The 23,743-nt window shown below is 55.1% G+C and carries 17 protein-coding genes; 7 read left to right on the top strand and 10 right to left on the bottom strand.

Annotation, left to right across the window (positions count from 1 at the left end):
• Positions 1–81 precede the first annotated feature (81 nt).
• Positions 82–1,215, bottom strand: coding sequence for a tyrosine-type recombinase/integrase (locus tag ACQQ2Q_RS15405; protein ID WP_428187976.1), 1,134 nt, complete (start codon positions 1,213–1,215; stop codon positions 82–84).
• A gap of 44 nt (positions 1,216–1,259) precedes the next feature.
• Here ACQQ2Q_RS15405 and ACQQ2Q_RS15400 point away from each other — a divergent pair, with 44 nt between their 5' ends.
• On the top strand, positions 1,260–1,412 hold the full coding sequence (locus tag ACQQ2Q_RS15400) for a YegP family protein (RefSeq protein ID WP_428187975.1): 153 nt from the start codon (positions 1,260–1,262) through the stop codon (positions 1,410–1,412).
• Positions 1,413–1,564: 152 nt separating this feature from the next.
• Here the strand turns inward: ACQQ2Q_RS15400 and ACQQ2Q_RS15395 are convergent, their stop codons facing one another.
• Both ACQQ2Q_RS15395 and ACQQ2Q_RS15390 read right to left on the bottom strand, forming a co-directional pair.
• On the bottom strand, positions 1,565–9,697 hold the full coding sequence (locus tag ACQQ2Q_RS15395) for an RHS repeat-associated core domain-containing protein (protein ID WP_428187974.1): 8,133 nt from the start codon (positions 9,695–9,697) through the stop codon (positions 1,565–1,567).
• Between the two features lie 607 nt (positions 9,698–10,304).
• Positions 10,305–10,691, bottom strand: a complete 387-nt coding sequence (locus ACQQ2Q_RS15390; protein ID WP_428187973.1) for an Arm DNA-binding domain-containing protein — start codon at positions 10,689–10,691, stop codon at positions 10,305–10,307.
• Positions 10,692–11,098: 407 nt separating this feature from the next.
• On the opposite strand from ACQQ2Q_RS15390, the gene ACQQ2Q_RS15385 reads away from it, so the two are divergent.
• From ACQQ2Q_RS15385 to ACQQ2Q_RS15365, 5 genes are all read left to right on the top strand, one after another.
• Positions 11,099–11,290 carry a hypothetical protein gene (locus tag ACQQ2Q_RS15385; RefSeq protein WP_428187972.1) on the top strand — a complete coding sequence of 64 codons (192 nt, stop codon included), beginning with the start codon at positions 11,099–11,101 and terminating at the stop codon, positions 11,288–11,290.
• 253 nt (positions 11,291–11,543) lie between these two features.
• Positions 11,544–12,311, top strand: coding sequence for a hypothetical protein (locus ACQQ2Q_RS15380; RefSeq protein ID WP_428187971.1), 768 nt, complete (start codon positions 11,544–11,546; stop codon positions 12,309–12,311).
• A gap of 22 nt (positions 12,312–12,333) precedes the next feature.
• A complete protein-coding gene (locus tag ACQQ2Q_RS15375) occupies positions 12,334–12,741 on the top strand; it encodes a hypothetical protein (protein ID WP_428187970.1) in 408 nt (135 codons plus the stop codon).
• Entirely contained in the window at positions 12,738–13,409 is a 672-nt protein-coding gene (locus tag ACQQ2Q_RS15370) for a hypothetical protein (RefSeq protein ID WP_428187969.1), read from the top strand. The genes ACQQ2Q_RS15375 and ACQQ2Q_RS15370 overlap by 4 nt, the downstream gene beginning before the upstream one ends.
• 439 nt (positions 13,410–13,848) lie before the next feature.
• Positions 13,849–14,094, top strand: coding sequence for a hypothetical protein (locus tag ACQQ2Q_RS15365; RefSeq protein WP_428187968.1), 246 nt, complete (start codon positions 13,849–13,851; stop codon positions 14,092–14,094).
• A 17-nt stretch (positions 14,095–14,111) separates the two neighbouring features.
• On the opposite strand, the gene ACQQ2Q_RS15360 is transcribed toward ACQQ2Q_RS15365, so the two are convergent.
• Together ACQQ2Q_RS15360 and ACQQ2Q_RS15355 are read right to left on the bottom strand one after the other, a co-directional pair.
• On the bottom strand, positions 14,112–14,747 hold the full coding sequence (locus ACQQ2Q_RS15360; protein ID WP_428187967.1) for a trimeric intracellular cation channel family protein: 636 nt from the start codon (positions 14,745–14,747) through the stop codon (positions 14,112–14,114).
• Between the two features lie 9 nt (positions 14,748–14,756).
• A complete protein-coding gene (locus tag ACQQ2Q_RS15355) occupies positions 14,757–16,007 on the bottom strand; it encodes a capsular polysaccharide biosynthesis protein (protein ID WP_428187966.1) in 1,251 nt (416 codons plus the stop codon).
• 183 nt (positions 16,008–16,190) lie between these two features.
• Between ACQQ2Q_RS15355 and ACQQ2Q_RS15350 the strand changes: the two genes are divergently transcribed.
• On the top strand, positions 16,191–16,769 hold the full coding sequence (locus tag ACQQ2Q_RS15350) for a transglycosylase SLT domain-containing protein (RefSeq protein ID WP_428187965.1): 579 nt from the start codon (positions 16,191–16,193) through the stop codon (positions 16,767–16,769).
• A gap of 96 nt (positions 16,770–16,865) precedes the next feature.
• Here the strand turns inward: ACQQ2Q_RS15350 and ACQQ2Q_RS15345 are convergent, their stop codons facing one another.
• The 5 genes from ACQQ2Q_RS15345 to ACQQ2Q_RS15325 all read right to left on the bottom strand — a co-directional run bounded on the left by ACQQ2Q_RS15345 (position 16,866) and on the right by ACQQ2Q_RS15325 (position 23,537).
• Positions 16,866–17,837: a Tim44 domain-containing protein gene (locus ACQQ2Q_RS15345; protein WP_428187964.1), complete on the bottom strand. Its 972-nt coding sequence runs from the start codon at positions 17,835–17,837 to the stop codon at positions 16,866–16,868.
• Between the two features lie 246 nt (positions 17,838–18,083).
• Positions 18,084–19,088, bottom strand: a complete 1,005-nt coding sequence (gene cydB / locus ACQQ2Q_RS15340) for a cytochrome d ubiquinol oxidase subunit II (protein ID WP_428187963.1) — start codon at positions 19,086–19,088, stop codon at positions 18,084–18,086.
• The gene (locus ACQQ2Q_RS15335; protein ID WP_428187962.1) at positions 19,078–20,484 is read right to left on the bottom strand and encodes a cytochrome ubiquinol oxidase subunit I; all 1,407 of its coding nucleotides are present in this window, start codon (positions 20,482–20,484) and stop codon (positions 19,078–19,080) included. Before ACQQ2Q_RS15335 ends, cydB begins: the two co-directional genes overlap by 11 nt.
• Before the next feature lie 205 nt (positions 20,485–20,689).
• Complete coding sequence (serA, locus tag ACQQ2Q_RS15330) at positions 20,690–22,285, bottom strand: phosphoglycerate dehydrogenase (RefSeq protein WP_428187961.1); 1,596 nt, start codon at positions 22,283–22,285, stop codon at positions 20,690–20,692.
• A gap of 76 nt (positions 22,286–22,361) precedes the next feature.
• Positions 22,362–23,537, bottom strand: a complete 1,176-nt coding sequence (locus ACQQ2Q_RS15325) for a phosphoserine transaminase (protein WP_428187960.1) — start codon at positions 23,535–23,537, stop codon at positions 22,362–22,364.
• Between the last annotated feature and the right edge of the window lie 206 nt (positions 23,538–23,743).

Genomic DNA, 23,743 nt, shown 5'->3' with positions numbered 1-23,743 from the left:
CGATGTCTGCGGCCCGGATTTCTGTCTCATATTCGCTTCCTTTGATTGAGCTACGATGAGCCGAAAATCCTCTCTTCTCAATTAAACCAATTCTGTCTCATAGGCGCTGATGTCGGACACATGGCGATTATAGGTTGCAGCGACGCCTGAGACTATACCCGTTTTGTGGTTGAGGACGGCTTCGATGATATGCGGCTGGATGCGCATCATTGCCATGTTGGTTGCCATCGTGCGGCGCAGGTCATGGAAGCGCCAATCTTCGGCGTCTACGCCAACGGCAATATCGAGGCGTTCCTTCAATCTGCCAAAGCCGGAAATGGGCGAGGTGCCGGTAGTCGTGAACACCAGATCGCTACCCAGAAACCTTGGTACCGATTTGAGGATAAAGATCGCCATGGGCGCCAACGGTACGATGTGCGACGTGGCGTTCTTGGCGCGCTTGGCAGGAAGCGTCCAAATGCCCTTGTCGAGATCAAGCTCTGACCAGCGCATGCCAGCGACCTCACCACGGCGTTGACCTGTCAGGATGAGCAATTGCACAAAGTGCGCAAACGGGAAGCCCTCAGATGCGCCAGCATGCCAGCAGGCGATCATTTCGTCATCAGTGAGCACACGATCACGCGCAACTTCCTTCGTAGGTGCTCTGAGAGCAGCCACAGGCGATGTTTCGATCATGCCGCGGTCAATGCACCAGTTCATCAGCTTTTTGATCGCAGCCAGCGCCCGGTTCGCCCGCGTCGGTGCGCCACCGGCAATGATGGTGTCGAGTACGCGCACAATGTCAGCGCGTTTGATCTGATCGATAGTGCGAGGGAAAAGGAGCGCGAACTTCTGCAACACGCGCTCGGTGCCGCGCCAGTCCTTGTTGCGTGGCTTGGCGTAAAGCTCGATAAACTGAGGCACGACTTCGCCAAGGGTCAGGCGTGGGGCGTTATCAGCCACAGAAGAGGAGGATAGATCGTATTGTCCAAGTTCGATATCGCGAAGGATGTCTCGTGCCTTCTCGCGCGCATCAGCCAGTGACACGATAGGATACGCGCCAATGCGAATGCGCTTCATGCGTCCATCGACACGGCGCGAGACGCCGAACACCTTCCCACCTGTGGCTGACACACGCAGGTGCAGGCCGGGCAGCGATTGGTCATACACTTCGTATCGCTTGCCAGTGGCAGGCGGCAGGGCATCAATCGATTTGGTCGTCAGCTTCTTTTTCATGACGTGCACAATAAGATTGCAACGTCCGCGTGTCAGGGTATGGTTTGGGGCAGTTTAGTAACAAGTGGCTTCTGAAGGGTGGCAACGGGGAGATCCTCTGCCATTCCGAGGTAAACACGACCAAGCAGTCGGCCGAGCGCGGGGCGGAAACTGCCAAGCGCATCGCACCGGCCGCAAGCGTCATCGACCGCACCTAACGGCAACCGGCACAACAATGACACCCCGCGATCGCAAGGTCGCGGGGTGTTTTGCCACATGAATGTCACCATGATTAGCTCTCTCAGCAGAGCGGAGCGATGATCAACATATCAAGCACAAACGCACACAGGGCAAATATAGGATGCCCTGTTCATCGACTGGGCCAAGGCTTCGGTTGCCTCTCTTGCGGCCCCACCTCATTCCAATTCGACGGCCCATGCCAGCTACCGTCAATCAAAAGGCCTGCAGCCCCCCCCAAGATATTGGAAGGGATGTACCACGGGCCTAGAGCATGACCTTGGGGAACATGTTGTATTTCGTGCACGTTCAACATGTGTCCGTCACCACCCCTTTCCCACATCCAACTCCGATAATTTATCGCACTTCCAAACGTAATTGCTGGGGGGCCTCCGGGCAATTGAGATAGGAGTGACATAATCGGATTGTACTCAAAGTGTATGGCTCCAGCTACAATTGAGACTTGGGGCGCATGACTTTGCAGACCGACCGCGTACGCTCCCCATCCAATTGCATAACCGGCAGCACCTAAGCTAAGGCCAACAATGGTATTCGGGAGACTGTAAAGTTCCTTCAGGATCTTCAGTCCGGTTGGCGTCGTGGCAGCAGAATGGACCATTGCGCGGTAGGTGGCAAATATCGCCCCGTTCGCAAATTTTCCGCCACCAACTGCAGAAGATGTTCCACCTACCGCTGCCCTCGCGATATTTCGCCAACCAAAGTTGTCTATCGCTTTGACGTGCGGCATGAACGCTCGGGTGATTGCGCCGCTCGCAAATCCGCTCCAGAAATTTCCGCCGGAGACTTCAGACTGCAATCCATACACAGTCCCTTGACCAGCAGCACCGGCAACTTCTCCCGCAATGTAGCCATACTCTGCTCCAATTTGAGCCCCAAGCGCGCCGCCGAAAGCGGCTCCCAATCCGCCAAACACAGCTCCCCTTCCAGTCGCCATGAATACATCATCCCAATCGCCGCCGTAGAGGGCTGCGCTTGTGGCGCCTCCAGCTGCACCTGCTGCCATTCCCACCAATATCGAAGCTGTCGCCGAACAAGTAGCTGCACAAGCTGCACCTGCTGTCACAACAGTAACTGCTACCATCACTCCAACGACTACCAACTCCCGCCAATTTTCCTTAACCCATTTGCGAGCCTTATCGTCGCCTAAAGCATACCCAGCGACGGCACCAGCCGGACCGCCCACTATGAACCCCGCAATCGCACCAACTACGCCCCCAAATGAAAAGTAACCCGAAGGATCCGTAAACCTAATGGGATTTCCATACACGTAGTTGTATCGGTCGTATCCTTGGGTAAACCCTGGCCCTTGGACAAATGGGTCGGCCGACACAAACCGCGCTATATCCGGATCGTAAACTCGACCGTTCATGTGAATCAGGTCGAGATTGTCGAGGTGCTCGTGACCGGTGAACCCGCGCCTGAAAGTGTTGTTAGCAAAATCCTCCCTGCCTTTTGCCATCCATTGCGTCTGGATCTTTTTGCCCCAGGGATCGTACTGGTAACCAGCGACCTCAAAGCCTTCCTCGTCCGTCACCTTGATGATCGAGCCTAGATGATCTGTATGGAGATAGTGGGCGGAGAAACCAGCGACTGCCGAGGCAAGCGCGGCTCCCGCCTTGAGTTTCTTGAACTCGGGCTCGCTGAATAGCGGATCGAATTCTGTAGAATGCTCAAGAACCGCGACAACGCCCGTGTCCGACGAAAGGTAGAGCCGGTGCCGCTGGAACCCGCCCGGCTTGACGATGAAAGCGCCGCCATGGTCGCTGATGCGCTCATAGGCACCAACAGAAACCGTCGTGACGATGTTTGTTACGGTCTGTTTCTTGCCGATTTTCCGGGTTTCCGAATAGTGCTGGAAAATCCGGCTGCCATCGGGAGCATATTGGAAACGTGACCAGCGGCCTTCCGAAGCATAGATCAGCTGCACCGAATTGTTGGCGTAATAGCCGAAATGCCCCTTGGGACTGGAGACCATGTTGCCATTTGCATCATAGGCATACTCCATCTCCTTGCCATCCGGAGCGATGATCCGGGAGACACCGTGGGCGGGACCGTTACCGTCATAGACATATTTGCCGATGTCGGATTTCGAGAGGATGCGACCGGAGGGATCGAACTCATACCGGCCTTCAGTCTTCCCATTGACCTTCCATCCGGTGAGCCGGTCAAGATTGTCGTAGTCATACCGTTCGAAACGCTTGGCGACGTTGTCATCCTTTTTGAGCAGATTGCCTACGAAGTCATATTCAAAGGCGAGGTTCGTGATGCCTTCGCCGTCCTTTGCCGAAGCTGTTTCGGCAAGATTGCCTTTCCTTGGGTCATAGGCGTGTGTGCTAACAATGCCGTTGCCCAAGCGCTCGCTGGTTACCCGGCCGTATTGGTCGCGCTCCTCGGCGAGCCAATACTCTTTTGGCATTGAGCTGATCGCACCGAGTGGATCATTGGCAAGAACGCGAGCGAGAAACCCTTGTGGATCATACTCGTTCGTCACTGTGAAGTTACCAGGGTGATTGGCGTGCGCCACACGATCGAATTCGTCATATTCGACATAGGTGGAATAGAGCTCGTTGTGGATCCGGGTTGCTTTGCGCTCGAGCCGGCCAAAACGGTCGTAGGTGTACGTTTCTTCGAAGCCTTCTGAATTGGAAACTGTAGCCGGCTTACCAATACCAAAGGCTGACGTGTCGTAGGCAAACTCGTCTAACTTGTCTGGCATATGGCGGCGCAAAGGTCGGCCAAGCAGGTCATAGGCAATAGTCGTCACCTGGCCTTTGGCATCTCGCTGCCAGATGATTTCGCCAAATCCATTGTAGCGATAGTTCCATTCCCCCAGATCAGGATCGATGCTTCGGACCTTGTTTCCTACCGTGTCATACTCATGCACGAGTTTGAGGCCATCGACCTGGATCGTTTGTAGAAGGCGATCACCCGGCCCATAGACGAATTGAAGTTCGCCTTTGCCATTGTCGATAGTCTTGAGCGTAAGGCCTTTCTCGTTGACGATCTTGGTTGATGTCTTTCCATTCGCATCGGAAACAACCGTCTCGAGGCCGCGGTAGTCTGTAGTAGAGGTTCCGCTATCAGGCGCAGTTACCTTCGTCACCCGGTCCAGATTGTCGTATTCATTGTTTGACCAATAGACGCAGGGATCGACCGTATCAGTCACACAAGCATCGGAAATGAAATAGGGCAGGCTTGTCCTTATCGCGCGCCCTCGGGCATCGTATTCCGTATCTTGATAGATACGTTTGCCGCCGAAACCCTCCTGATCGACGCGCAAGACGCGGCCCTGTTTGTCGTAGTAGGTTTTCGTTTCTGCGAGGAACTTTTTGTCGGATACAATCCCTGTGCGTTGCAGCGTGAAAAAGCTGCTCGTGCGTCCACCAATCGTGACTGAGCTGTCAAAGTCGCGTTCTTCGACGGAGCTGACACCAGTCGCTGAGATGGTTTCAATTGCCCGACCGAAGCTGTCGTAGTTGGTCCGTGTCGGAATACCGATTGGATCAGTAGATTTGGTTACGAGGCCCAGAACCAAATCGTATTCAAGCGTGACTGTATGTCCAAGCGCGTTGGATTCGGACCGCATAAAGCGTCCATCATCCGTGTAACGCATTGATTTGCTGCGTACGGGGAAATCAGCCGTTTCGGCACGCTCCTCAACCACGTTACCAAACTTGTCATGCTTATAGCTCTTGGTAACCTGCAACGGGTGACCGGCGTTAGCGGTTTCTGAAATAAGGACGCCGGTGCTTTCGGGAAGAAGCTTTCCGGCTTCATCGCGCCGGATGTCATATCGGAATTCGGCAGTATTGGTGAGCCGTTCATCAGGCGGCACACCGGAGAACCCTTGCATGAAATCCGAACACGAGATGGCCGCCGTGGTCCGAAAATGTGTAACGGTGGCGTTATCCAATCTACCAAGGAACCACACCGATGGAGCAAGCAGGTCCGGCGACAAATCATAACTGTTGTCCGTAAGCGTCCGCGACCCATCTCCATATTCGACACAAACCTGCTTTGCATTGTTGAATTGATCGTATGCAAAGAACTGCGTGGTCTTGCCGGTGGGGTCACCGCTTGGATCAATAGTCGTAGACAGGTCTCGTGTCACGGTCTCGGTTTTTGCGGTTACAACCCGCTTGGGCCATCCTGACCCGCCCTCAACCAGATATTCTGTTTTGGTATCAGCGGTGACGATCGCATTGATGATCGCTTTTTCATGTTTCGACTTTCCGTTCAAGAAATAGTCTTGGTAGAGTTCGACCACTTCAACGATTCCGGTCTCAGCCTTTGTGCCACCAACGCCCTTGACGAAACTCTTTGCGATCCTGCTCTCGAAACCAAGCGGCGAGGATGCTTGGACATCAAACCGAAAGCCCTTGTATTGGTAGTCGGTGCCTATCAGGCTGCCGTCTGTATCTTCGTAATGCATGCTCCGGACCGCATACATGGTCGGCACATGGCTAATTGCAGGCGGTGCCGAGATCGGGCTCGGTGTGTAGAAATCATACCGGGAAACATTGATGCTGCCTCGCGGGGTCAACAGTGATCGGTATTCAATTGTGGTCATGAGCCCCATGCCGTTAGTGACGGTTTTCAGCATATCGGCTCGATCTTCGAGCGAATTGAAACCACCTGCATCCGGAGCACCGCTGTTCAGATAGGCTGACTGGTCGAATGTACCGTCTTTCTTGCGGTAGCTCTCGAGCATGTCCGGCATGCCGTTGCCATCGACGTCGACGAGTCGAATACCGAGATCTTCTCCTTTGTCATTGAAGAAAGGCTTTTGTGGCTTGAACGCGGCTGGTGCACTGGCGAAACCGTTCCCGGTGTTGAGATATGCGCCACGTTGAGCACTATCCGGCCGCGAGTAGAGTAGGTCTATAAGCCCGTCGCCATTTACGTCGACCAATCTGTGGCCTGTAAGTTTCTTGTCTACGGTTAATGCTTCGTACGGGAGCGCGTAATTTGTGTAGGCGGACCAGGACTTGCCGGTATTCAGGAAGGCGTTTTTTTCCCTGTTTTCGTTTCCAACGCGGTGTGCAGGTATAAGATCAACCAGACCATCACCATTGATATCAACGAATTCGATGGATGCATTTTCTTTGTTCTGTTCAAGATTCAAATCCAGTGAAAGCGGCGGGAAATGACTGGATGGATTTGGTGTCCAGTTGCCTCCTGAAAACAGGTGGCTGTTTGGGCTTGGCACCCAGACACGTCCCGTTTTTTTGGGATCTGTGAGATAATAAGCCCCAGCGCAGGTGGTTTCCGATGAAATAGGGTGCTCATATGTTTGAGGAGTTCCGTTAGAGCCTGTTACCGTCACAGGATCATTTAGACAGCCATCGCGTTTCGGAAGTATCGATATGCCTCCGAGTGGCGAGCCTATCGTTTTGTAGCCAAAGCGAAACAGCAAGTCCGTTGTGCCGTCGCCATTCAAATCGGCAGTTTGAATATTCAGGTCACGATAGTAATCCGCTTGAGCGCTCTTCGCTTCATATTCCAAATCCGGACGATATCTCGATACGAACGGAACCGGCGGATGATATTTTGGTGTGTCGCCGCTCCATCCAGAGCCGGTATTCAGGGCCACAAAGTGAAAATCAGGCCTGTTGGCCTCCCTTTCTCTGCGAGAGACGATAACGTCTACGAGACCGTCGCCATTGACATCGAAAAACCGGACCCCAAGATCGCCGGCTGTCGAGTCCGAAAATTTGGCCTCAGGTGGAAGTATATAGTTTGGGGCCGGTTTCCATCTCAATGGATTACCGACGGCGTCAAACTCGATTGTCCAAGCGCCCCAATCTTCGTGTTTGCCATCGGCATAGAGAAGGTCGGCAATGCCGTCTGAATTGAAATCCACGAATTGGCCAACCGTGCCGCTCTTTTCATTTGTCAGAGGTCGAGGAGGGATTAACTCGTCGGACACGGGCGCCCAGCCATTAGCCGTATTGATGCGCGCGACCCTGATAACTGTCTTGCCGTCCTTGTCTACGTGATGTGCCAACAGATCCGTCAGGCCGTCGGCATTGATGTCCACGAACTGAGGACTTGCCCCAACCTTCTCCTCTTGAGCGAACTCGATGCTCGGAACAAGGTTGGTACTTACGACGAAGCCTGCACCATTGTTGATGAGGGCGCGGGAGATCAGGCCTTTGCCATTGGGGAGCAGCAAAATGTCTTCGCCACCTTGACCATCTATCTCTATAGGTTCGAGCCGGTAGGAAGCGTCGATCAGTTCCAGGGCACTTTGTGGGACGTAATCGTAGTTTGAATTCCGAACCCAGGAATTCGTTGCTCCGTCATGCTCGGCAAAGACCAGATTGGTCTGCCCGATACTGGCATTAAGATGCAGGCCGATCGCTTCGTTCCCGCTTGAAGAAAGGTCAATCGCAAAGAGCTCAGATGTCAGTCCGATTACAGGCTGATCTATATCGTTTGTTTCGACAGCGACTGAGTTTCCGGAAAGGTAAGCTACATGAAGGTCACTAGGCGCAGTCTGCCCAACAAGCATCGCGACCTTCGAGCATTTTCCGGAAGATATCTCAGCAACGGAACGTATCCCTTGCCCCGGTGAATACGCTGCAACTTGGATGAATGATGCATTCGCACCGGTTCGATCGATTTCATGAAAGCGAAGTGTGCTCCCGTCCTTGGCGATCGAAACAATTTGCAACTTTCCATCACAACTGAAGTCCCCCGCTGCGAGATCAAACTCAGCATTGGGCGATGATATATTTCCGAGTATTTCCTCTTGCCAGCTACCATTCTCCACCCACACAACTTTGATGTCGCCCGACGATTGCCAGACCAGCAGTTTATTGATTCCGTTTTCGGAAACTGGGACGACGTGAGCAGCTCGTGCGTCACCTTCGACCAAAACAAATGGCGGCGCCAAGTTGGGTGTTGGTGTCCATTGATTGCCTTTCAGCAGATAAGCAAGGCGCTGATCGCCCGATTGGCTCATACGGCTGTAGAGCAGGTCCTTTGTTCCGTCGGCATCGAGATCAAAGAACATGACGGGATCGACTTCCAACGATCCAGTTGAAAAATCTGTATCAATTGGCGGCGGGGGTAGTGTCGAATCTTCACCCCAGCCTGGAGACTTCTTCCGAAACGACCGCCGAACGGCTTTGCCATTCACATAGGCGGAATAGAGGATATCCGTCTCCCCAGCTTTTTGAATATCCGCCAGACGAAAACCGGATCCAACTGTGTCCAGATCACCAAAGTTTTCGGGAAGCTGATAGAGTTTTGCCTCATTCCACTGAGGATCGAAGTTCGTGTACGAAAATACCGTCTTTCCGAAGCTATCCTGTTTGCCTGACGCTAGAATAGCACCAGTTTCCGCTATTGCCGTCAGTCGTCGACCACCCAAGCGCGCAGTCTGTTCGTATTCGAAGTCGTATCTTCTGAATTCGCGACCCCCGGAAAAACTGGATATCGAGTCTATGATCGCACTTTTTCGAGTCTCCTGGCCACCAAAGAAACTGACAGAAATCGGTCCGCTACTCGGCACTTCCCATTGGAAAACGGCACTTGCGAAAGCAAGGCCTTCGACGGTTGTTTTGTCGTAAATTGCCGGAGCTGCGATTTGTGAGTCGTGCAAGGTCCAATAGATAGATTCGGGGCCCCAATCGCCATCTTTCGAGAAATAAAAGAAAACGATCTGGTTTCCAAAAGTGTCAAGAATTCTACTAACAGCCCAAGTGTGTGTTCGACCGCCGACTGTCTTGATGCGCGAGTTTTCGCTTTCTCCAAAAAAGAGCGTCAAGCCGGCCTTTGTCTTTGCTACAAAATGCAGACCCTCCCGCCAAACTCGCGTTTGATCATCAATTGATTTGGAGAAATAGTTTGCGCCTTCAGGTGCTGCGATGAGCCTCGCTCCGTCTAAAGCAAGTCCATCGTCAGAGAACCCGTCTATCGGATCATCAAAATCAATTGCCGCAGGAAACCCATCAATAAGCTTGTTGCGATTAATTCGCGTGATCTGGGTTAATCCCGTAAGCGACCAACCCAACCCAAGATTGCCCGGGCCGGAATTGCTATCATAAGAGACAAATAACGTTGGCTCCATGCCAGCAGTCCCTTTTGGAAATGCAAGCGGCATTGAAAATTGTGAAGAGCCAGAAAGGGTGACTGAGACTTGTCCGGCCGATTTGCCGGGTATGATATCAGCGGTAGCGCTAGTGGAAACCAGCGCTATAATTATTATCAGAGGCCAAAAGATCCGCGTGAGGCGCAACTACTCTTTCCCCAATTACTCGTTTAGAATGCGTTGCGTGTAAAAAAGAGTCAATTGCCGTGGGAGTTGTTACTGTTTGACCTTTTCAAGAGTTTGCCGATTTGGGTTGAATGCCCCTCCTATTCAATATCCATAATATATGGACCGATCGCCATTCTCGAAGTTTGGGTTTCGTATGATAGCCGAACCCCGCACGTTGGAATGAATAAAGGTGAAATGATTGACACGCGGAGAAAGCGTCCGAGGATCAATTTTCCGCTGGGTTGCAATGGGGGTGCATTTACTGGTGGGCTTGAATGCCACGCCCTGAAATGACTTGAGAAAGTTTGGAGATCTATTCCTGAACGCGATCAAATGGTCCGTTAAAAAGTTTGGGTCAATTCGTAGCTAAGTGATTGAGATGTTAGCCTCAATCATAATCCGCGTGTCGGGGGTTCAAGTCCCTCTCCCGCTACCATTTATCTTACTTTGATTTGTGGTTTCGCACGATCACGGGTTTTATACGTGCGTCGTCTACCATTGCCCTCAACGTCAGATGTCATGCGCTCAAGCTCACGGATGAGATCGCCATGTTTGATGGCGTCGAGCTTTAACCCATCCAGCTTGTTCATTCGCAGCAACACACCCTCGGTTCCCCTCCTGTCCTTGGTGTGCCGTTTAGCGAGCTTTTAGATGAACTGAGGGCTGTGACATCGCCAAGCGACAAGAACTTCGGCGCTGGCTCGTCCTGACGCCCACGAAACAATCCCAATTGAATGTCGCGCAGGATCATTTGCGCCTTCTCACGCGCATCCTTCAGCGACAGGATCGGCCATGACCCAAGCTTGATGCGCCGTGATCGGCCATCGATGCGCGTTGCCAGATACCAGACCTTTGCACCTGTGGCTGACACACGCAGCAGCAGCCCGGTCAGCAATTCATCGCGGACCTCGTAGCGCTTGCCAGAGGCAGGCGGCAAATGTTCAATCAGTTTGGGCGTCAGTTTCTTCTTCATGACGTGCAAAATAAGATTGCAACGTCAGATTGTCAGAGTATGGTTTGAGAGGGCGTAATGTAAAGCTACTATTTCGAAATGAACTTACCTAAAAAAAGCCATTCGATTGTTTGGTCTGATCCAAAACCCCTTTCCCAATACAGGGCGTGCCCGAAAGGGCAGGGTATATACGCGATAGGGCGAGCTCGGAACAAAGCGATATCGGTGGAGCCAACGCATGAGTTTGATGCGTACATGTTCAATTGGCCGGACAATTTGGAGCCATTGTATGTAGGTATATCAGAAAGCAATGGGGAAGGCATACGTCGGCGTTTGCGCTCTCATTCAAGGGAAGAGGAAATAAGAGTGTATTCGAGTTGATATGTAACGGCCAAGAGCTTTGGTTTGTGGCATGCCGCGGAGAGGATGTGGTAAATTTTGAAGCGTTATTCTTGATGGCGTTCACGCCGGGTACCGGCTTTATAGCAAATAAGCGTAGTGAAACGCGCAATTTTGCAAAAAGACTCAATAGTAAAATCGATGCTGAAATGCGGGCAAAAGGTATCGATCCTAATTATCAACCTTGGTTAGATGATCCGGACTACTTTCTGGATGGTTGATCCTGAGAGCAAATCAACGTCATCGCGCCGTGATCGCCCATCAATGCGTGTTGCCAGATACCAGACCTTTGCACCTGTGGCTAACACGCGCAGCATGAGTCCGGTCAGCAATTCATCGCGGACCTCGTAGCGCTTGCCCTGAGGCGGGCGGCAAATGTTCGATCAGTTTGGGCGTCAGTTTCTTCTTAATGACGCGCAAAACAAGATTGCAACTTCCGATTGTCAGGGTATAATTTGAGAGGGGGAGTAGAGTTTGCCGATTGCTGCCCTCAATGTTGGAGGACATGCGATGGATATTGAGCAATCTTTAGAAGAGGTTGGAGAAGATGCTCTGAGATCAGAGATTGCCAGTTTTCTGACGGATTTCATGATTCCGGCCTTTGGTTCTCTCCCTAAACGAGAGATTGAGCTGCGAGTATTCGATCTGTTGAGAAACTTGGGAGTATTGCGGACGGAAGCAACCATCTACAGCTTAATGACAGACTTGAAGGTCACCCGAGCAAAAGCCTCACAATTAATATTTGACCTCGAAATACGTCGCTATGGCAGCGACCGGAACCGACTCGATGATCTAATTAGGCAGTCGCTGATTGATGCGAAATTTGCAAAGGACGGTGACTATTTTGTTATGGAGATTGAGAACCCCTTGACCCTGGCACATATGCGCCAACGGATTAGGGAGATAGGACATTTCTCGGACACTTCGTTTAATTCTGCATTGGTCCGTGCACCGCTTGATACAATAACTGACTTGATGCTTAGCATTATTCCTGAGGGAAAGCATACGGCTATCAAGGATGCGCTGGTTGCTGCTGGTGCTCCAGATAACAGCGTGAAGGCGGTAATAAAGGGGGCGCTAAAAACCCTTGGCCGCAAGGTTATAGGTGAGGCCGCTGATCAGGTGGCAGAAGGTATCGTTGACAACTCCGCTGAGTTTCTTGGGCCACTGGTAAATGCAGGAATTCAGCAGATAACAACCCGTTGGCAACAAATATTTGCCGACAACGAAGAGCAGGCGTGAGCCAGTATTTTGAGGCGAATGAATGACAGATGGAGAGCGTGAGGAGCTTATCGAGTTTTTGCGAGGTGAGTTCTACGAAATGGGAGAGCCTGAGCTCGCTGACTTCGCAGACTATACAATCGAGTCTGCAAAGGGACGGTTCCGCGCTGAACCGAGAACACGTTTGTTGAAAATGCTTGATGCATTTGAAGTCGTAATAGCTTTGGAAGACGAGGCGACTTTCAAATGGACTGTTGGGCAAATTGCAGAGGCGACCGACGGCGCGGTACCTAGTTTTCGAATTTTGGCGACTCCAGATGAAGGAACAGCAGATTCTGAAGCTCGGACCTTTGAACTACAGAACCAATCTGACGCACGTTCAGACCTTCGAGAGCTTATCGATAAGATTCGCAGAGACGGGCTGGATTATACCTCGGGTTTCGACAAATGAGCGACATTGACCTTGATGATGCTCGAGACGCTGTGAGGAATGTCATTCGCCAATTTCAAGGGCAAAGGGCCGCTGCTGATCCGGCAATCGTCAAGCTTACACGCGGAAAACTCTATGAACTGTTTGTGCTAGCTTGGCTTCTTCGTGAACTTAGAAGCCGTGGCTTTTATATTTCGTTACATGGAACAGTCCTTTCCCTCAAGCAATCCCCCGGTGTCATTAAATCTGGTGACACTTATTTTGAGCTCCAGCATCCAGCAACGGGAAAGCAGTTTAGACTTTACACCGACATTGAAGTGAGAACGTTGGGAAGCTCGCTTACAGGCACCGCGCAATTGTGCAGCTATCACGAAATCGACATTGTTGTGGTCGCCGACACCGCGAGCGGACGACCGGCCCATACCGAATTGGCGTTAGGAGTAGAGTGCAAATCCAACGTGAAGTTCCGAAAGTCAATTTTGAAGGAAGCGTTGGGCGTAAAACGGGAAATGGGACTTTTGAGTGACATACAACCGTCTTCGCTGGCAAGCGCGGCAGGAAGTAAGCATCCGACAGTTCCGTCAACACCTCCTTCTGAATATTTCGTTTGCTATGTTGATTCTGACGGTGACCACTACGCACTCAGTCCGGCGGCCTTTGGTATTGAGTTCAAACTTCTTCGACCCTGAGGACTGTAGCAAACTTCCGGGCAATGCCGAATCAAGGCCGCAAAGCTAGAGTTCTATATAACTATTGGGGTGCCACGAGGGAGCCAAAAGTGCTGCGCTTGAATGAACGCATTTGAAAACAGTCGGAACAGATCGAGAAGCCCGAGCTCAACCAATTCAATGGTCTACCGAAGCAACCTGCTCACACCTGAGCGAGGTCGAGTGGACACCTTGGACAAATCATAATCCGCGTGTCGGGGGTTCAAGTCCCTCTCCCGCTACCATTATCTTACTTGTCCATACCGAAGACATAGGTAACATCGCGTATCTAAGACATGGGTGACAACCTCGTGCCGAACGAATAGCACCCTGTTTCCTAAAAAGCCCAGGAAATGAGAAAGCCCGTCGAAACCGATGGCGTGTAGAGCTCGTGTATTGTAGCTTCATATCCGGAGTCCTTATGTCATTCCCCCGCCTCAAGAACCGCTTGTCGACCATTCTGCTCCCGCTCGCCGTGTTGGCCTCAACATGTGGTGCATATGCCGAAACGCCCACGCCTGCATCGGCAAGCGACGTCAGGCACGTGGATGCCGCCCATGTTCATGACGCGGCAAAGCCGGAGCATCCCCCGGTCAGCGATACGCATGTTGCACCCCATAAAGGGATGCTCAAAGATGCCATCGACAGCGGCACGCAAGGCGGTTGACGCCAGCGCACGCCCCCTCACATCACATCATCCGGATCGCGTCCCGGCAATGCCTTGCCACGGGGCAGTGTCCAGCCATAGCGCAGTGCGCCGCCGCGGACGGTGAAGGCGGCCAGCAGGCCGAGGGTGGAAGCGGCGGGGAGTTCCAGCGCGAACTCAGTTGCAACCACATAGACGAAAGAGCCGGCAAGGGCTGCGGTCACATAGATTTCCGGGCGCAGCAGCACCGAAGGCTCGCCGGCCATGACATCGCGCAATATGCCGCCGAAGGTTGCCGTGAGCGCGCCGGTGACCAGCGCCACCGTCATCGATCCGCTTGCCTCATATCCCTTGGCAGCCCCCATGACGCAATAGGCCGACATGCCCACGGCATCGAGCCAGACCAGCACCCGGTAGCGCGAGCCGAACAGATGGGCGGTGAAGAAGAGCGTGATGGCAACCGCGGTGGACACCAGCAGATAGGCCGGATTGGCAATCCAGAAGACCGGCGTCGTGCCCAGCACCAGATCGCGCATCGTGCCGCCACCGATGCCGGTCACGCAGGCCAGAAAGATATAGCCGATGATATCCAGCTGCTTGCGCGAGGCCGACAGCGCGCCTGTAGCGGCAAAGACGGCAACGCCGGCATAATCGAGCATCTCAAGAATGGGCATTGCGCCTCCTCAGAGGGTGAACGGGTAGAGCCAGCGTCCGATGCGTCTCAACCTCGGATTGGAGAGCTCGCGAAAAAAACCGATCGGATCGCGACGGTAATAGCTGACATCCTCGGCATTGCCCATATGCCCGATCACCCGCGCCACAACAGGCGTCAGCAAATGCCGCCAGCCGAGCAGGCCGTAAGGCCCAAGCGGGGCCCAGCGAGTGGCCCTGCCATGAATGCCGAGCAGACGGTCGGCATCCGCAGGCACGCCGGCCTGCCGCCACGCGGCCATTTGCGTCAACGCCTCCTCGAAGGTCGAGGCCTTGCCGGTCAGCGGATCGAAATATTGCGGATAGAGGAGATAGGCACCGGCAAAGAGCTCTTCGATGCTGAGCTTGCGTGTACGGCGCGGGTTCGGCTGACGGTCGTCGGTGAGGCCCCAGCCGGCATAGAAGGGGCATCCAAGCGTGGTGACCTTGATGCCCCGCATCAACGCCTCGAACCCGGCAAGCGAGGTGATGGTGTAGACCTGGTCCGCACCGTCGAGTGCATCCGGCAGCGGCTGCGGCCGGGTGACGATGGTGGCCAGATGCGCAATCTCGCCCGGATCGGACAAGCGCCGGCGCACGCCCTTCAACACATCCGGATGGGGCTTGTAGACAATCTCGGCATCGGGGTTTTCCAAAGCCGCCAGCCGCACCAGATCGTTGTTGGTGAAAGGCCGATCGCAGCCGTAGCGGATGGAGGCATCCTCTTCCACCTGACCGATCACAAGAACGCGCCGACGCCCCTCCTCCACCGCCCGATCGCCATGGTTCGGGTCCTGGTCGTTGTATTTGCTGATACGGGTGGAAAGCAGCCTGTCGATGCCGGTTCTGGCGCGACCAAGCTCCGCATCGGTGAAGTCATGGCTGTTCAGCAGATCCTCGAGATCGGACGGACCGCGACTGTCGAAATATGGGCGCTGGCGGTCGATGGTCAGCGAGAAGGGAACGCTGTAGCCGGCACTGGGGCGAAGAGACCGCAAGAAACCGTCCTCGATGTAATGGACGGGAATGTTGTGTTCTCGGGCAAACCAGTCGGCCTCTTCCGACAGGTTCAGGCTCCAGACGAAGAACTCCGGATCCGTCGCCTGCAGGATGCGCCGCGCCCAGTCCCGCCTGAAGCCTCTGGCCGACAGGAAGAAGGGCATATAGCGAAATTGACGCCCGGGAAATGCCGCCTCCAGAAACGGCCGTTTCCAGCCATTCATATGAAACGTGAAGGTGGGCACGGGCAAAAGCGGGTCATCCTTTCAGCTCATCCGGCTGGAAACCGCCGGGCGGGCGGAAAATGCCACAGATGCATGCCTGTGCCTACCACCGAATCCGCATGCAATCGCCCCGAAAAGGTCACATTCAAAAAAGGTTTCGTTAAATTTTAATCAATACTCTGATCGTGAGTATGAGGTTTTGCGATGCGTAGCGTATTTGTCGTAGCCCTTCTCGCTGTTGGTCTTGCCGGTTGCGCCACTGCACCCAGCAATACGCGCAATGCATGCGCGATCTTCGAGCAGAAGGATGGACTGTTTAATAACTGGCGCCGGGCGGCGGAAAAGACGGAGCGCGAATACGGCGTGCCGGTTCCGATTCTGATGGCCACCATGTATACCGAGTCAGGGTTCGAGCAACGGGCGCGACCGCCCCGCAAGAAACTGCTGGGCTTTATTCCCTGGAAACGGCCATCGACCGCCTATGGCTATTCGCAGGCGCTGGACGGCACCTGGGAAGGGTATCAGCGCAGCACAGGTCGTTATACCGCGCGCCGTACCAATTTTGCCGATGCGATCCGTTTCATCGGCTGGTATCACCAGCAGAGCCATATCAAGAACGGCATCGACTACAACGACCCCTATAACATGTATCTGGCCTATCATTCCGGCCACAAGGGCTATGAACGTGGCGCCTGGCGCGCGCGCCCCGAGGCAACGCGCGGCGCCAAGCGCTTTACCGAAATCACCTACAATTACGCACGCCAGCTCCAGCAATGCCCTTGAGCGGGCAGCCTGAGCTGCAGGCGGATCGATCCATGCGGATTGCCGGCACCGCCCAGGCAAAGCCTATCCCGGCGTGAACGCCGGGATAAAGCGCGATCAGCCAGCGTTCTGGATGGCGGAGACTTTCCATGCGCCGCCGTTCTGGCGGGTAAAGGTCCAGACCTCGACGGAATCGCTCACACTATCGGGATTGCCGCTCACCACGGCACCACTTGTCCGGTCGATCATGTAGTCGATGCTCTCATAGCGCATGGCAACGGTGGCATAATCGGTATTGCCCTCGCTCCAGGCCTCGGAAATATCGCCCTCAACAAGCCTGACATCGCGCACCACATTCTTTTGTCCCTGGGTGGCACTGTCGCTCAGTTCTTCCGCGAGATAGGACATCGCCTCTGGCGTGGTCAGCTCGCGAAGGGCGGAATAATCCTCATCGGCATAGGCTGCCTGCACATCCTTCAGCATCACCTCGAACCGGTCGAGGTCGCCCTCGCCGACTTCAATATCCTTGATCGCCGGCGCTGAGCCACCAAAGCCGCTGCCCATCCCGCTGCCCATCTTGGGAATGCCGAAACCGCCGCCGCTGCGCATGGCGGTATTGTCGCCACTTGCGTTGCCACGCGAACCGGCAGCGCCACCGGTCGCTGTTGCCTGCTGCCCGCCAAAGCGGCGCAAAAGCCAGGAGCCCAGCATCACCAGCAGAATGATCTGCAACAGCATGCCGATAAAGCCGAAACCGCCGCCGAAGCCGCTACCGAGCAACATACCGAACAGGCCACCCATCAACAGGCCACCCAGAATGCCGCCACCCAGACCGCCGAACAGGCCATTGCGCTGAAAACCGCTACTGTTTTGACGCGCCGCAGTGCTCTGCGGTGTCATGCTGCGCTGAATGCCGGTTGCAGCGTTCGGCGCCGTGCGCGTTACCGATGGCGAACTGAAAGTGCGCGTTCCACGACTGCCAAAGCTTGAAAATCCGCCGGCCCGTCTCGCCTCGGCAAAATCGACCGTTGCCATCATCACAATGAGGCCGACCGCCAAAATCGAAAACACCTTACCCAATCGCTGCATCTTTCCATCCCATATCTTTGCCTGTCCTTGGTGACCGGCTTTGGCCTTCATATGAGGACGCTGAGACCGGATTGAAAGAGGAAATAGCGAAGAGTTCGGTCAATGATTGGTGATTGTGGCTGGCCGGCGCTTATGCGCCGAGCCAGAATTTGATGATACCGCCGACAATGGCAACTGTCGCCACGCCGGCCACCCACAAGCCGACGAACCACATAAGCCGTTTGGCGGTTTGCGCGACACGACCTGTCAATGGTAGCCCTCCTCTGGATCGACCTTGCCGCGGAACACCCAGTAAGCATAGCCGGTATAAATGAGAATGATCGGCACCAGCACGGCCGCGCCGACCAGCAGGAATGCCAGGCTTTCATCCGGAGCGGCTGCCTCCCAGATCGTCAGCGAACCCGGCACGATATAGGGGTAAAAGCTGATACCGATACCGACATAGCCCAGCACGAACAGACCGAGTGCGGCCACAAAGGGCTGCACCTGATGACCGCGTTTCAGCCCCGTCAGGATCAGGTAAAGGCAGGCCAGAACCATGAGCGGCACGATGACGGAAAAGACAATGGTCGGATAGCCGAACCAGCGCTCCAGATAGACAGGCTTGAGGAACGGTGTCCAAAGGCTGAACACGCCCATGGCGGCAATCGTTGCAAATGTCAGCGGCAGCGCCAGACGCTTCGCCTTGTCGTGCAGATCGCCAGTCGTTTTCATCACCAGCCAGGTTGAACCCAAAAGCGTGTAGCCGATGACCATCGCGACGCCCGTCGCAATCGAAAATGGCGTCAGCCAGTCCCACCAGCCGCCGGCATAGGCACGGTCAACGACGTGGATGCCCTGAACCAGGGCCCCAAGCGCAATGCCTTGCGAAAATGCTGCCAGAAACGACCCGCCGGCAAAGGCATAGTCCCACAGAAATTTGCCGCGCTTTGTGCGCCAGCGATATTCGAAGGCAACCCCTCGAAAGATCAGTCCCAGCAGCATGGCGATGATCGGCGCGTAAAGCGCAGGCAATATGGTGGCATAGGCAAGCGGAAAGACTGCCAGCAAACCGCCGCCGCCCAGCACCAGCCAGGTCTCGTTACCGTCCCAGACAGGGGCCACCGAGTTCATCATGACGTCCCGGTCACGCTTCTGCGGAAAGAAGGGAAACAGGATGCCCACACCCAGATCGAAGCCATCGAGAATGACATAGGCCAGCACGGCAAAGGCAATCAGAGCTGCCCAGATAAATGCGAGATCAATGTCCATGATGGGCTCCGTGATGCGGTGTGGCTGGTGTGATGCCGGATGTCCGGATCGGCCCCTCGTCGAGTTCCGGCGTCGGATCTCTCGGCAGGCGTGCCATGAGACGCAGCAGGTAGAACGTGCCTGCCCCGAACACCAGGAAGTAGACGATGACAAAGGCAATCAGCGACGCGGCAACTGCCGGCGCGCCGATCGCCGACATGGATTGCGATGTCAACAGATGGCCATAGACCGTATAGGGCTGACGCCCGACTTCTGTCGTGACCCAGCCGGCAAGCACGGCAACGAAACCGGCCGGCCCCATGACGACCGCCACCCGGTGCAGCCAGGAACTGGTGTAAAGTGTCCCTCGCGAGCGCGCCCACAAACTCCACAACCCGACACCCAGCATGGCAAAGCCGAGCGCGACCATCACGCGGAAGGACCAGAACACGATGAACACCGGCGGCTGCAGCTCTTCGGGGATCGTGTCGAGACCGGCCAGAGGTGCATTGATGTCGTGCTTGAGAATCAGGCTCGATAGCTTGGGTATCTGGATTGCATAATCGACCCGCTTTTCCTTCTCATTGGGAATGCCGAACAGGATCAACGGTGCGCCATCGGGATGACTTTCGAAATGGCCCTCCATGGCCATCACTTTGGCAGGCTGGTGCTCAAGCGTGTTGAGACCATGCATGTCACCGGCAAAGATCTGGATTGGCGCAACGATGGCGGCCATCCACATGGCCATGGAAAACATCTTTCCTGCCCGCAACGGAGCCGTCCGCTTCAACAGATGCCAGGCACCGACAGCGCCCACGACAAATGCGGTGGTAAGGTAGGCGGCTATGACCATGTGGACGAGGCGATAAGGGAAAGACGGATTGAAGATCACCGCCCACCAGTCGACAGGAATGAACTGGCCGACATCGTTGATGGCAAAGCCGGCCGGCGTCTGCATCCACGAATTCACAGCGAGAATCCAGGTCGCTGAAATCAGCGTGCCCAGCGCCACCATGGATGTGGCCAGGAAGTGCAGACCGGCGCCGACCCGGTTGCGGCCGAACAGCATCACCCCAAGGAAGCCGGCTTCCAGGAAGAAGGCGGTCAGAACCTCATATCCCATCAATGGCCCGATCACGGGGCCTGCCTTGTCCGAAAAAACGCTCCAGTTGGTTCCGAACTGATAGGCCATGACCAGACCGGAGACGACGCCCATGCCGAACGCCACGGCAAAGATCGTCTTCCAGAAATCGAACAGTTCCAGATAGACCTTGTCCTTCTTCCACAGATACAGCCCCTCCAGCACGAACAGATAACTGGCAAGTCCGATCGAAAACGCTGGGAAGATGATGTGGAAGCTCACGGTGAACGCGAATTGCGCTCGCGCCAGTATCTCGGCGTCGAAGGTGTCAAACATGATCTGCATTTCCCGGTTGAAACCGAAGTTGAATATCTGCTTATGGAAATAGACCCAAGCGCTGCATGATCAATGCGACATTGCGTCCTTTCGCTGCGTCAGGAGCGCACAGTGCGGCCTAATGTCCATCATGGCAACCTTAAACGAGAAGGCCCGGCGCGAACAATCCGCACCGGGCCTTGCAACTTTTAGCCGTATTGAGTGATCAGTCGACGTTGAAGACCAGTGGCTTGGCCTGGCGGATCGCCGCATTGGCCAGAAGGTCATCAAGCACATTCTGCTTCAACTTCTCGTCGACATAGAGAAGTGCGATGGCATCTCCACCTTCGGTACCGCGACCAAGCTGGAAGTTGGCGATGTTGACGCCGGCAGCACCCAGCGTCGTGCCCATGAAGCCGATCATGCCGGGAACGTCGGTATTGGCGATATAGACCATGTTGGCACCGACTTCTGCGTCCATGTTGATGCCCTTGATCTGGATGAAGCGCGGCTTGCCGTCGGAAAAGACCGTACCGGCAACGGAACGTGTCTGGTTCTGCGTGGTGATGGTCAGCTTGATATAGCCGTCATAGACACCGGTCTTGTCGCGCTTGACCTCGGAGAGCACGATGCCCTTTTCCTTAATCATGATCGGGGCAGACACCATGTTGACGTCGGCCACCTGGTTGCGGATCAAGCCGGCCAGAAGAGCCGAGGTGAGCGCCCTCGTGTTCATGTTGGCCGTCGCACCGTCGTAGAGGATCTCGATTTCCTTGATCGGGCTTTCCGTCACCTGACCGGCAAAGGAGCCCAGAACATCGGCGAGGCGGATGAAGGGCTTCAGGATCGGCGCTTCTTCCGCCGTGATCGAGGGCATGTTGATCGCGTTGGAAACAGCACCCTTTACCAGATAGTCCGACATCTGTTCGGCAACCTGGAGCGCCACGTTTTCCTGGGCTTCCGTGGTGGCAGCACCCAGATGCGGCGTGCACACGACATTGTCGAGGCCAAACAGCGGGCTCTCTGTGGCAGGTTCGACTTCGAACACGTCGAAACCGGCACCGGCGACATGACCCGACTTCAGCGCCTCGGCAAGAGCTGCTTCATCCACCAGACCGCCACGGGCACAGTTGATGATACGTACGCCCTTCTTAGTCTTGGCCAGCGCATCCTTGTTGAGGATGCCGCGGGTCTTGTCGGTCATGGGCACGTGAAGCGTGATGAAATCGGCTTGGGCCAACAGCTCGTCGAGCTCGACCTTGGTCACACCCATTTCTTCGGCCCGTTCCTTCGACAGGAAGGGGTCATAGGCAATGACATTCATTCTGAGGCCAATGGCCCGCGAGCAAACGATCGAACCGATATTGCCGGCACCGATCACACCGAGCGTCTTGCCGGTGATTTCGACACCCATGAACTTCGACTTTTCCCACTTGCCGGCCTGGGTGGAGGCATCGGCGGCGGGCAACTGGCGGGCTACGGCAAACATCAGCGCAATGGCGTGTTCGGCCGTGGTGATGGAATTGCCGAAGGGCGTGTTCATGACAATGATACCGCGCTTGGAAGCGGCAGGAATATCGACATTGTCGACGCCGATACCGGCGCGGCCGATAACCTTCAGATTGGTCGCAGCCGCGATCAGCTTTTCGGTTGCCTTGGTGGCCGAACGGATCGCCAGACCATCATAATTACCGATGATTTCGGCAAGCTTTTCCTTGTCCTTGCCGAGCTTCGGCTGGAAATCGACTTCGACGCCACGGTCACGGAAGATCTGGACGGCGGTTTCCGACAGTTCGTCGGATACGAGTACGCGAGGTGCCATGGGAGGCCTCCTTCAAGAGATGAACAGGTATGATCAGGGAAAGGGACCCCGCCCTTGGGCGGAGCCGCAATAAGCCTCAGGCAGCAGCCTTGGCAAGCGTTGCCTTCTGCGCCTCAAACGCCCAGGCAAGCCAAGGCATCAGCGCTTCCATGTCGGACGTCTCGACCGTGGCGCCGGCCCAGATCCGCAAGCCCGAAGGCGCGTCACGGTAAGCGCCGATGTCGAAGGCAATGCCTTCCTTGTCGAGCGCGGAGACCATGCCCTTGGCGAAGGCCGCCTGCGCATCGTTATCGAGTGCTGCCACGTCCTTGTCGACGATGGTGAGGCAAACGGACGTATTCGAGCGCGTGGCCTCAACCTTTGCAAGATTGGCCAGCCAGTCTGTCTTGGCTGCAAAGTCGAAGATGACCTTTGCATTGGCATCGGCGCGCGCCATCAAGGCTTTGAGGCCACCGATCTGCTTGGCCCACAGCAGCGCATCGAGATAGTCTTCGACACACAGCATCGACGGCGTATTGATGGTCTCGCCCTTGAAGATGCCTTCGATCAGCTTGCCGCCCTTGGTCATGCGGAAGATCTTCGGCATGGGCCAGGCCGGTGTGTAGCTTTCCAGCCGCTCGACGGCGCGGGGCGACAGGATCAGCATGCCGTGACCACCCTCGCCGCCCAGTACCTTCTGCCAGGAGAAGGTGACGACATCGAGCTTGGCGAAGTCGAGATCCTGCGCAAAGGCAGCAGATGTCGCGTCGCAGATGGTGAGACCCTTGCGGTCTGCCGGAATGAAGTCGGCATTGGGAACACGCACACCGGAGGTGGTGCCGTTCCAGGTAAAGACCACGTCACGGTCGAAATCGACAGCGAAAAGGTCGGGCAGTTCGCCATAAGGCGCTTCGAACTTGCGAGCGTCGATCTTCAACTGCTTGATCACATCGGTGACCCAGCCAGCGCCGAAGCTTTCCCAGGCCAGCATATCCACACCGCGCTCGCCCAACAGCGACCAAAGCGCCATTTCGACAGCGCCGGTGTCGGAGGCAGGCACGATGCCGATGCGGTAATCCGCCGGCACGTTCAAGACTTCACGGGTAAGGTCGATGGCCTGCTGCAGCTTGGTCTTACCGATTTTGGCGCGGTGAGACCGTCCCAGTGCGGCATCGGAAAGCGCTTCGAGCGACCAACCGGGACGCTTCGAGCAAGGGCCAGAAGAAAAATGGGGATTGGCCGGACGCAATGCCGGCTTAGCGAGCTCTGTCATGATCTATCCTTCCAGATAGTTAGCCTCTCGTTGGGGAGAGGTGTCCCGCCGTCGTGAATATGCCTGTCCGAATTTTCCGTCAAGCGAATTTCACGTCGCTCTCGGAAAATCTTGTGACGCATCCGAACCGTTGAATACCGGCATTGAAGCATCAGCAAACACGACCGAGACAGATGCAGAGTCTCCTATCCCGTTGACCTGAAAAC

The sequence above is a fragment of the Agrobacterium sp. ES01 genome, assembly GCF_050320885.1.
Lineage (GTDB): Bacteria > Pseudomonadota > Alphaproteobacteria > Rhizobiales > Rhizobiaceae > Allorhizobium.
This window is presented reverse-complemented; position numbering and strand designations above follow the sequence as displayed.

Coding starts and splice junctions, on each gene's coding strand:
- ACQQ2Q_RS15360 (WP_428187967.1), bottom strand. CDS start 14,747: ATGCCCATTCTTGAGATGCTCGATTATGCCGGCGTTGCCGTCTTTGCC.
- ACQQ2Q_RS15325 (WP_428187960.1), bottom strand. CDS start 23,537: ATGACAGAGCTCGCTAAGCCGGCATTGCGTCCGGCCAATCCCCATTTT.
- ACQQ2Q_RS15345 (WP_428187964.1), bottom strand. CDS start 17,837: ATGCAGCGATTGGGTAAGGTGTTTTCGATTTTGGCGGTCGGCCTCATT.
- ACQQ2Q_RS15335 (WP_428187962.1), bottom strand. CDS start 20,484: ATGTTTGACACCTTCGACGCCGAGATACTGGCGCGAGCGCAATTCGCG.
- cydB (WP_428187963.1), bottom strand. CDS start 19,088: ATGGACATTGATCTCGCATTTATCTGGGCAGCTCTGATTGCCTTTGCC.
- ACQQ2Q_RS15390 (WP_428187973.1), bottom strand. CDS start 10,691: ATGAAGAAGAAACTGACGCCCAAACTGATTGAACATTTGCCGCCTGCC.
- ACQQ2Q_RS15350 (WP_428187965.1), top strand. CDS start 16,191: ATGCGTAGCGTATTTGTCGTAGCCCTTCTCGCTGTTGGTCTTGCCGGT.
- ACQQ2Q_RS15375 (WP_428187970.1), top strand. CDS start 12,334: ATGACAGATGGAGAGCGTGAGGAGCTTATCGAGTTTTTGCGAGGTGAG.
- ACQQ2Q_RS15370 (WP_428187969.1), top strand. CDS start 12,738: ATGAGCGACATTGACCTTGATGATGCTCGAGACGCTGTGAGGAATGTC.
- ACQQ2Q_RS15405 (WP_428187976.1), bottom strand. CDS start 1,215: ATGAAAAAGAAGCTGACGACCAAATCGATTGATGCCCTGCCGCCTGCC.
- ACQQ2Q_RS15365 (WP_428187968.1), top strand. CDS start 13,849: ATGTCATTCCCCCGCCTCAAGAACCGCTTGTCGACCATTCTGCTCCCG.
- serA (WP_428187961.1), bottom strand. CDS start 22,285: ATGGCACCTCGCGTACTCGTATCCGACGAACTGTCGGAAACCGCCGTC.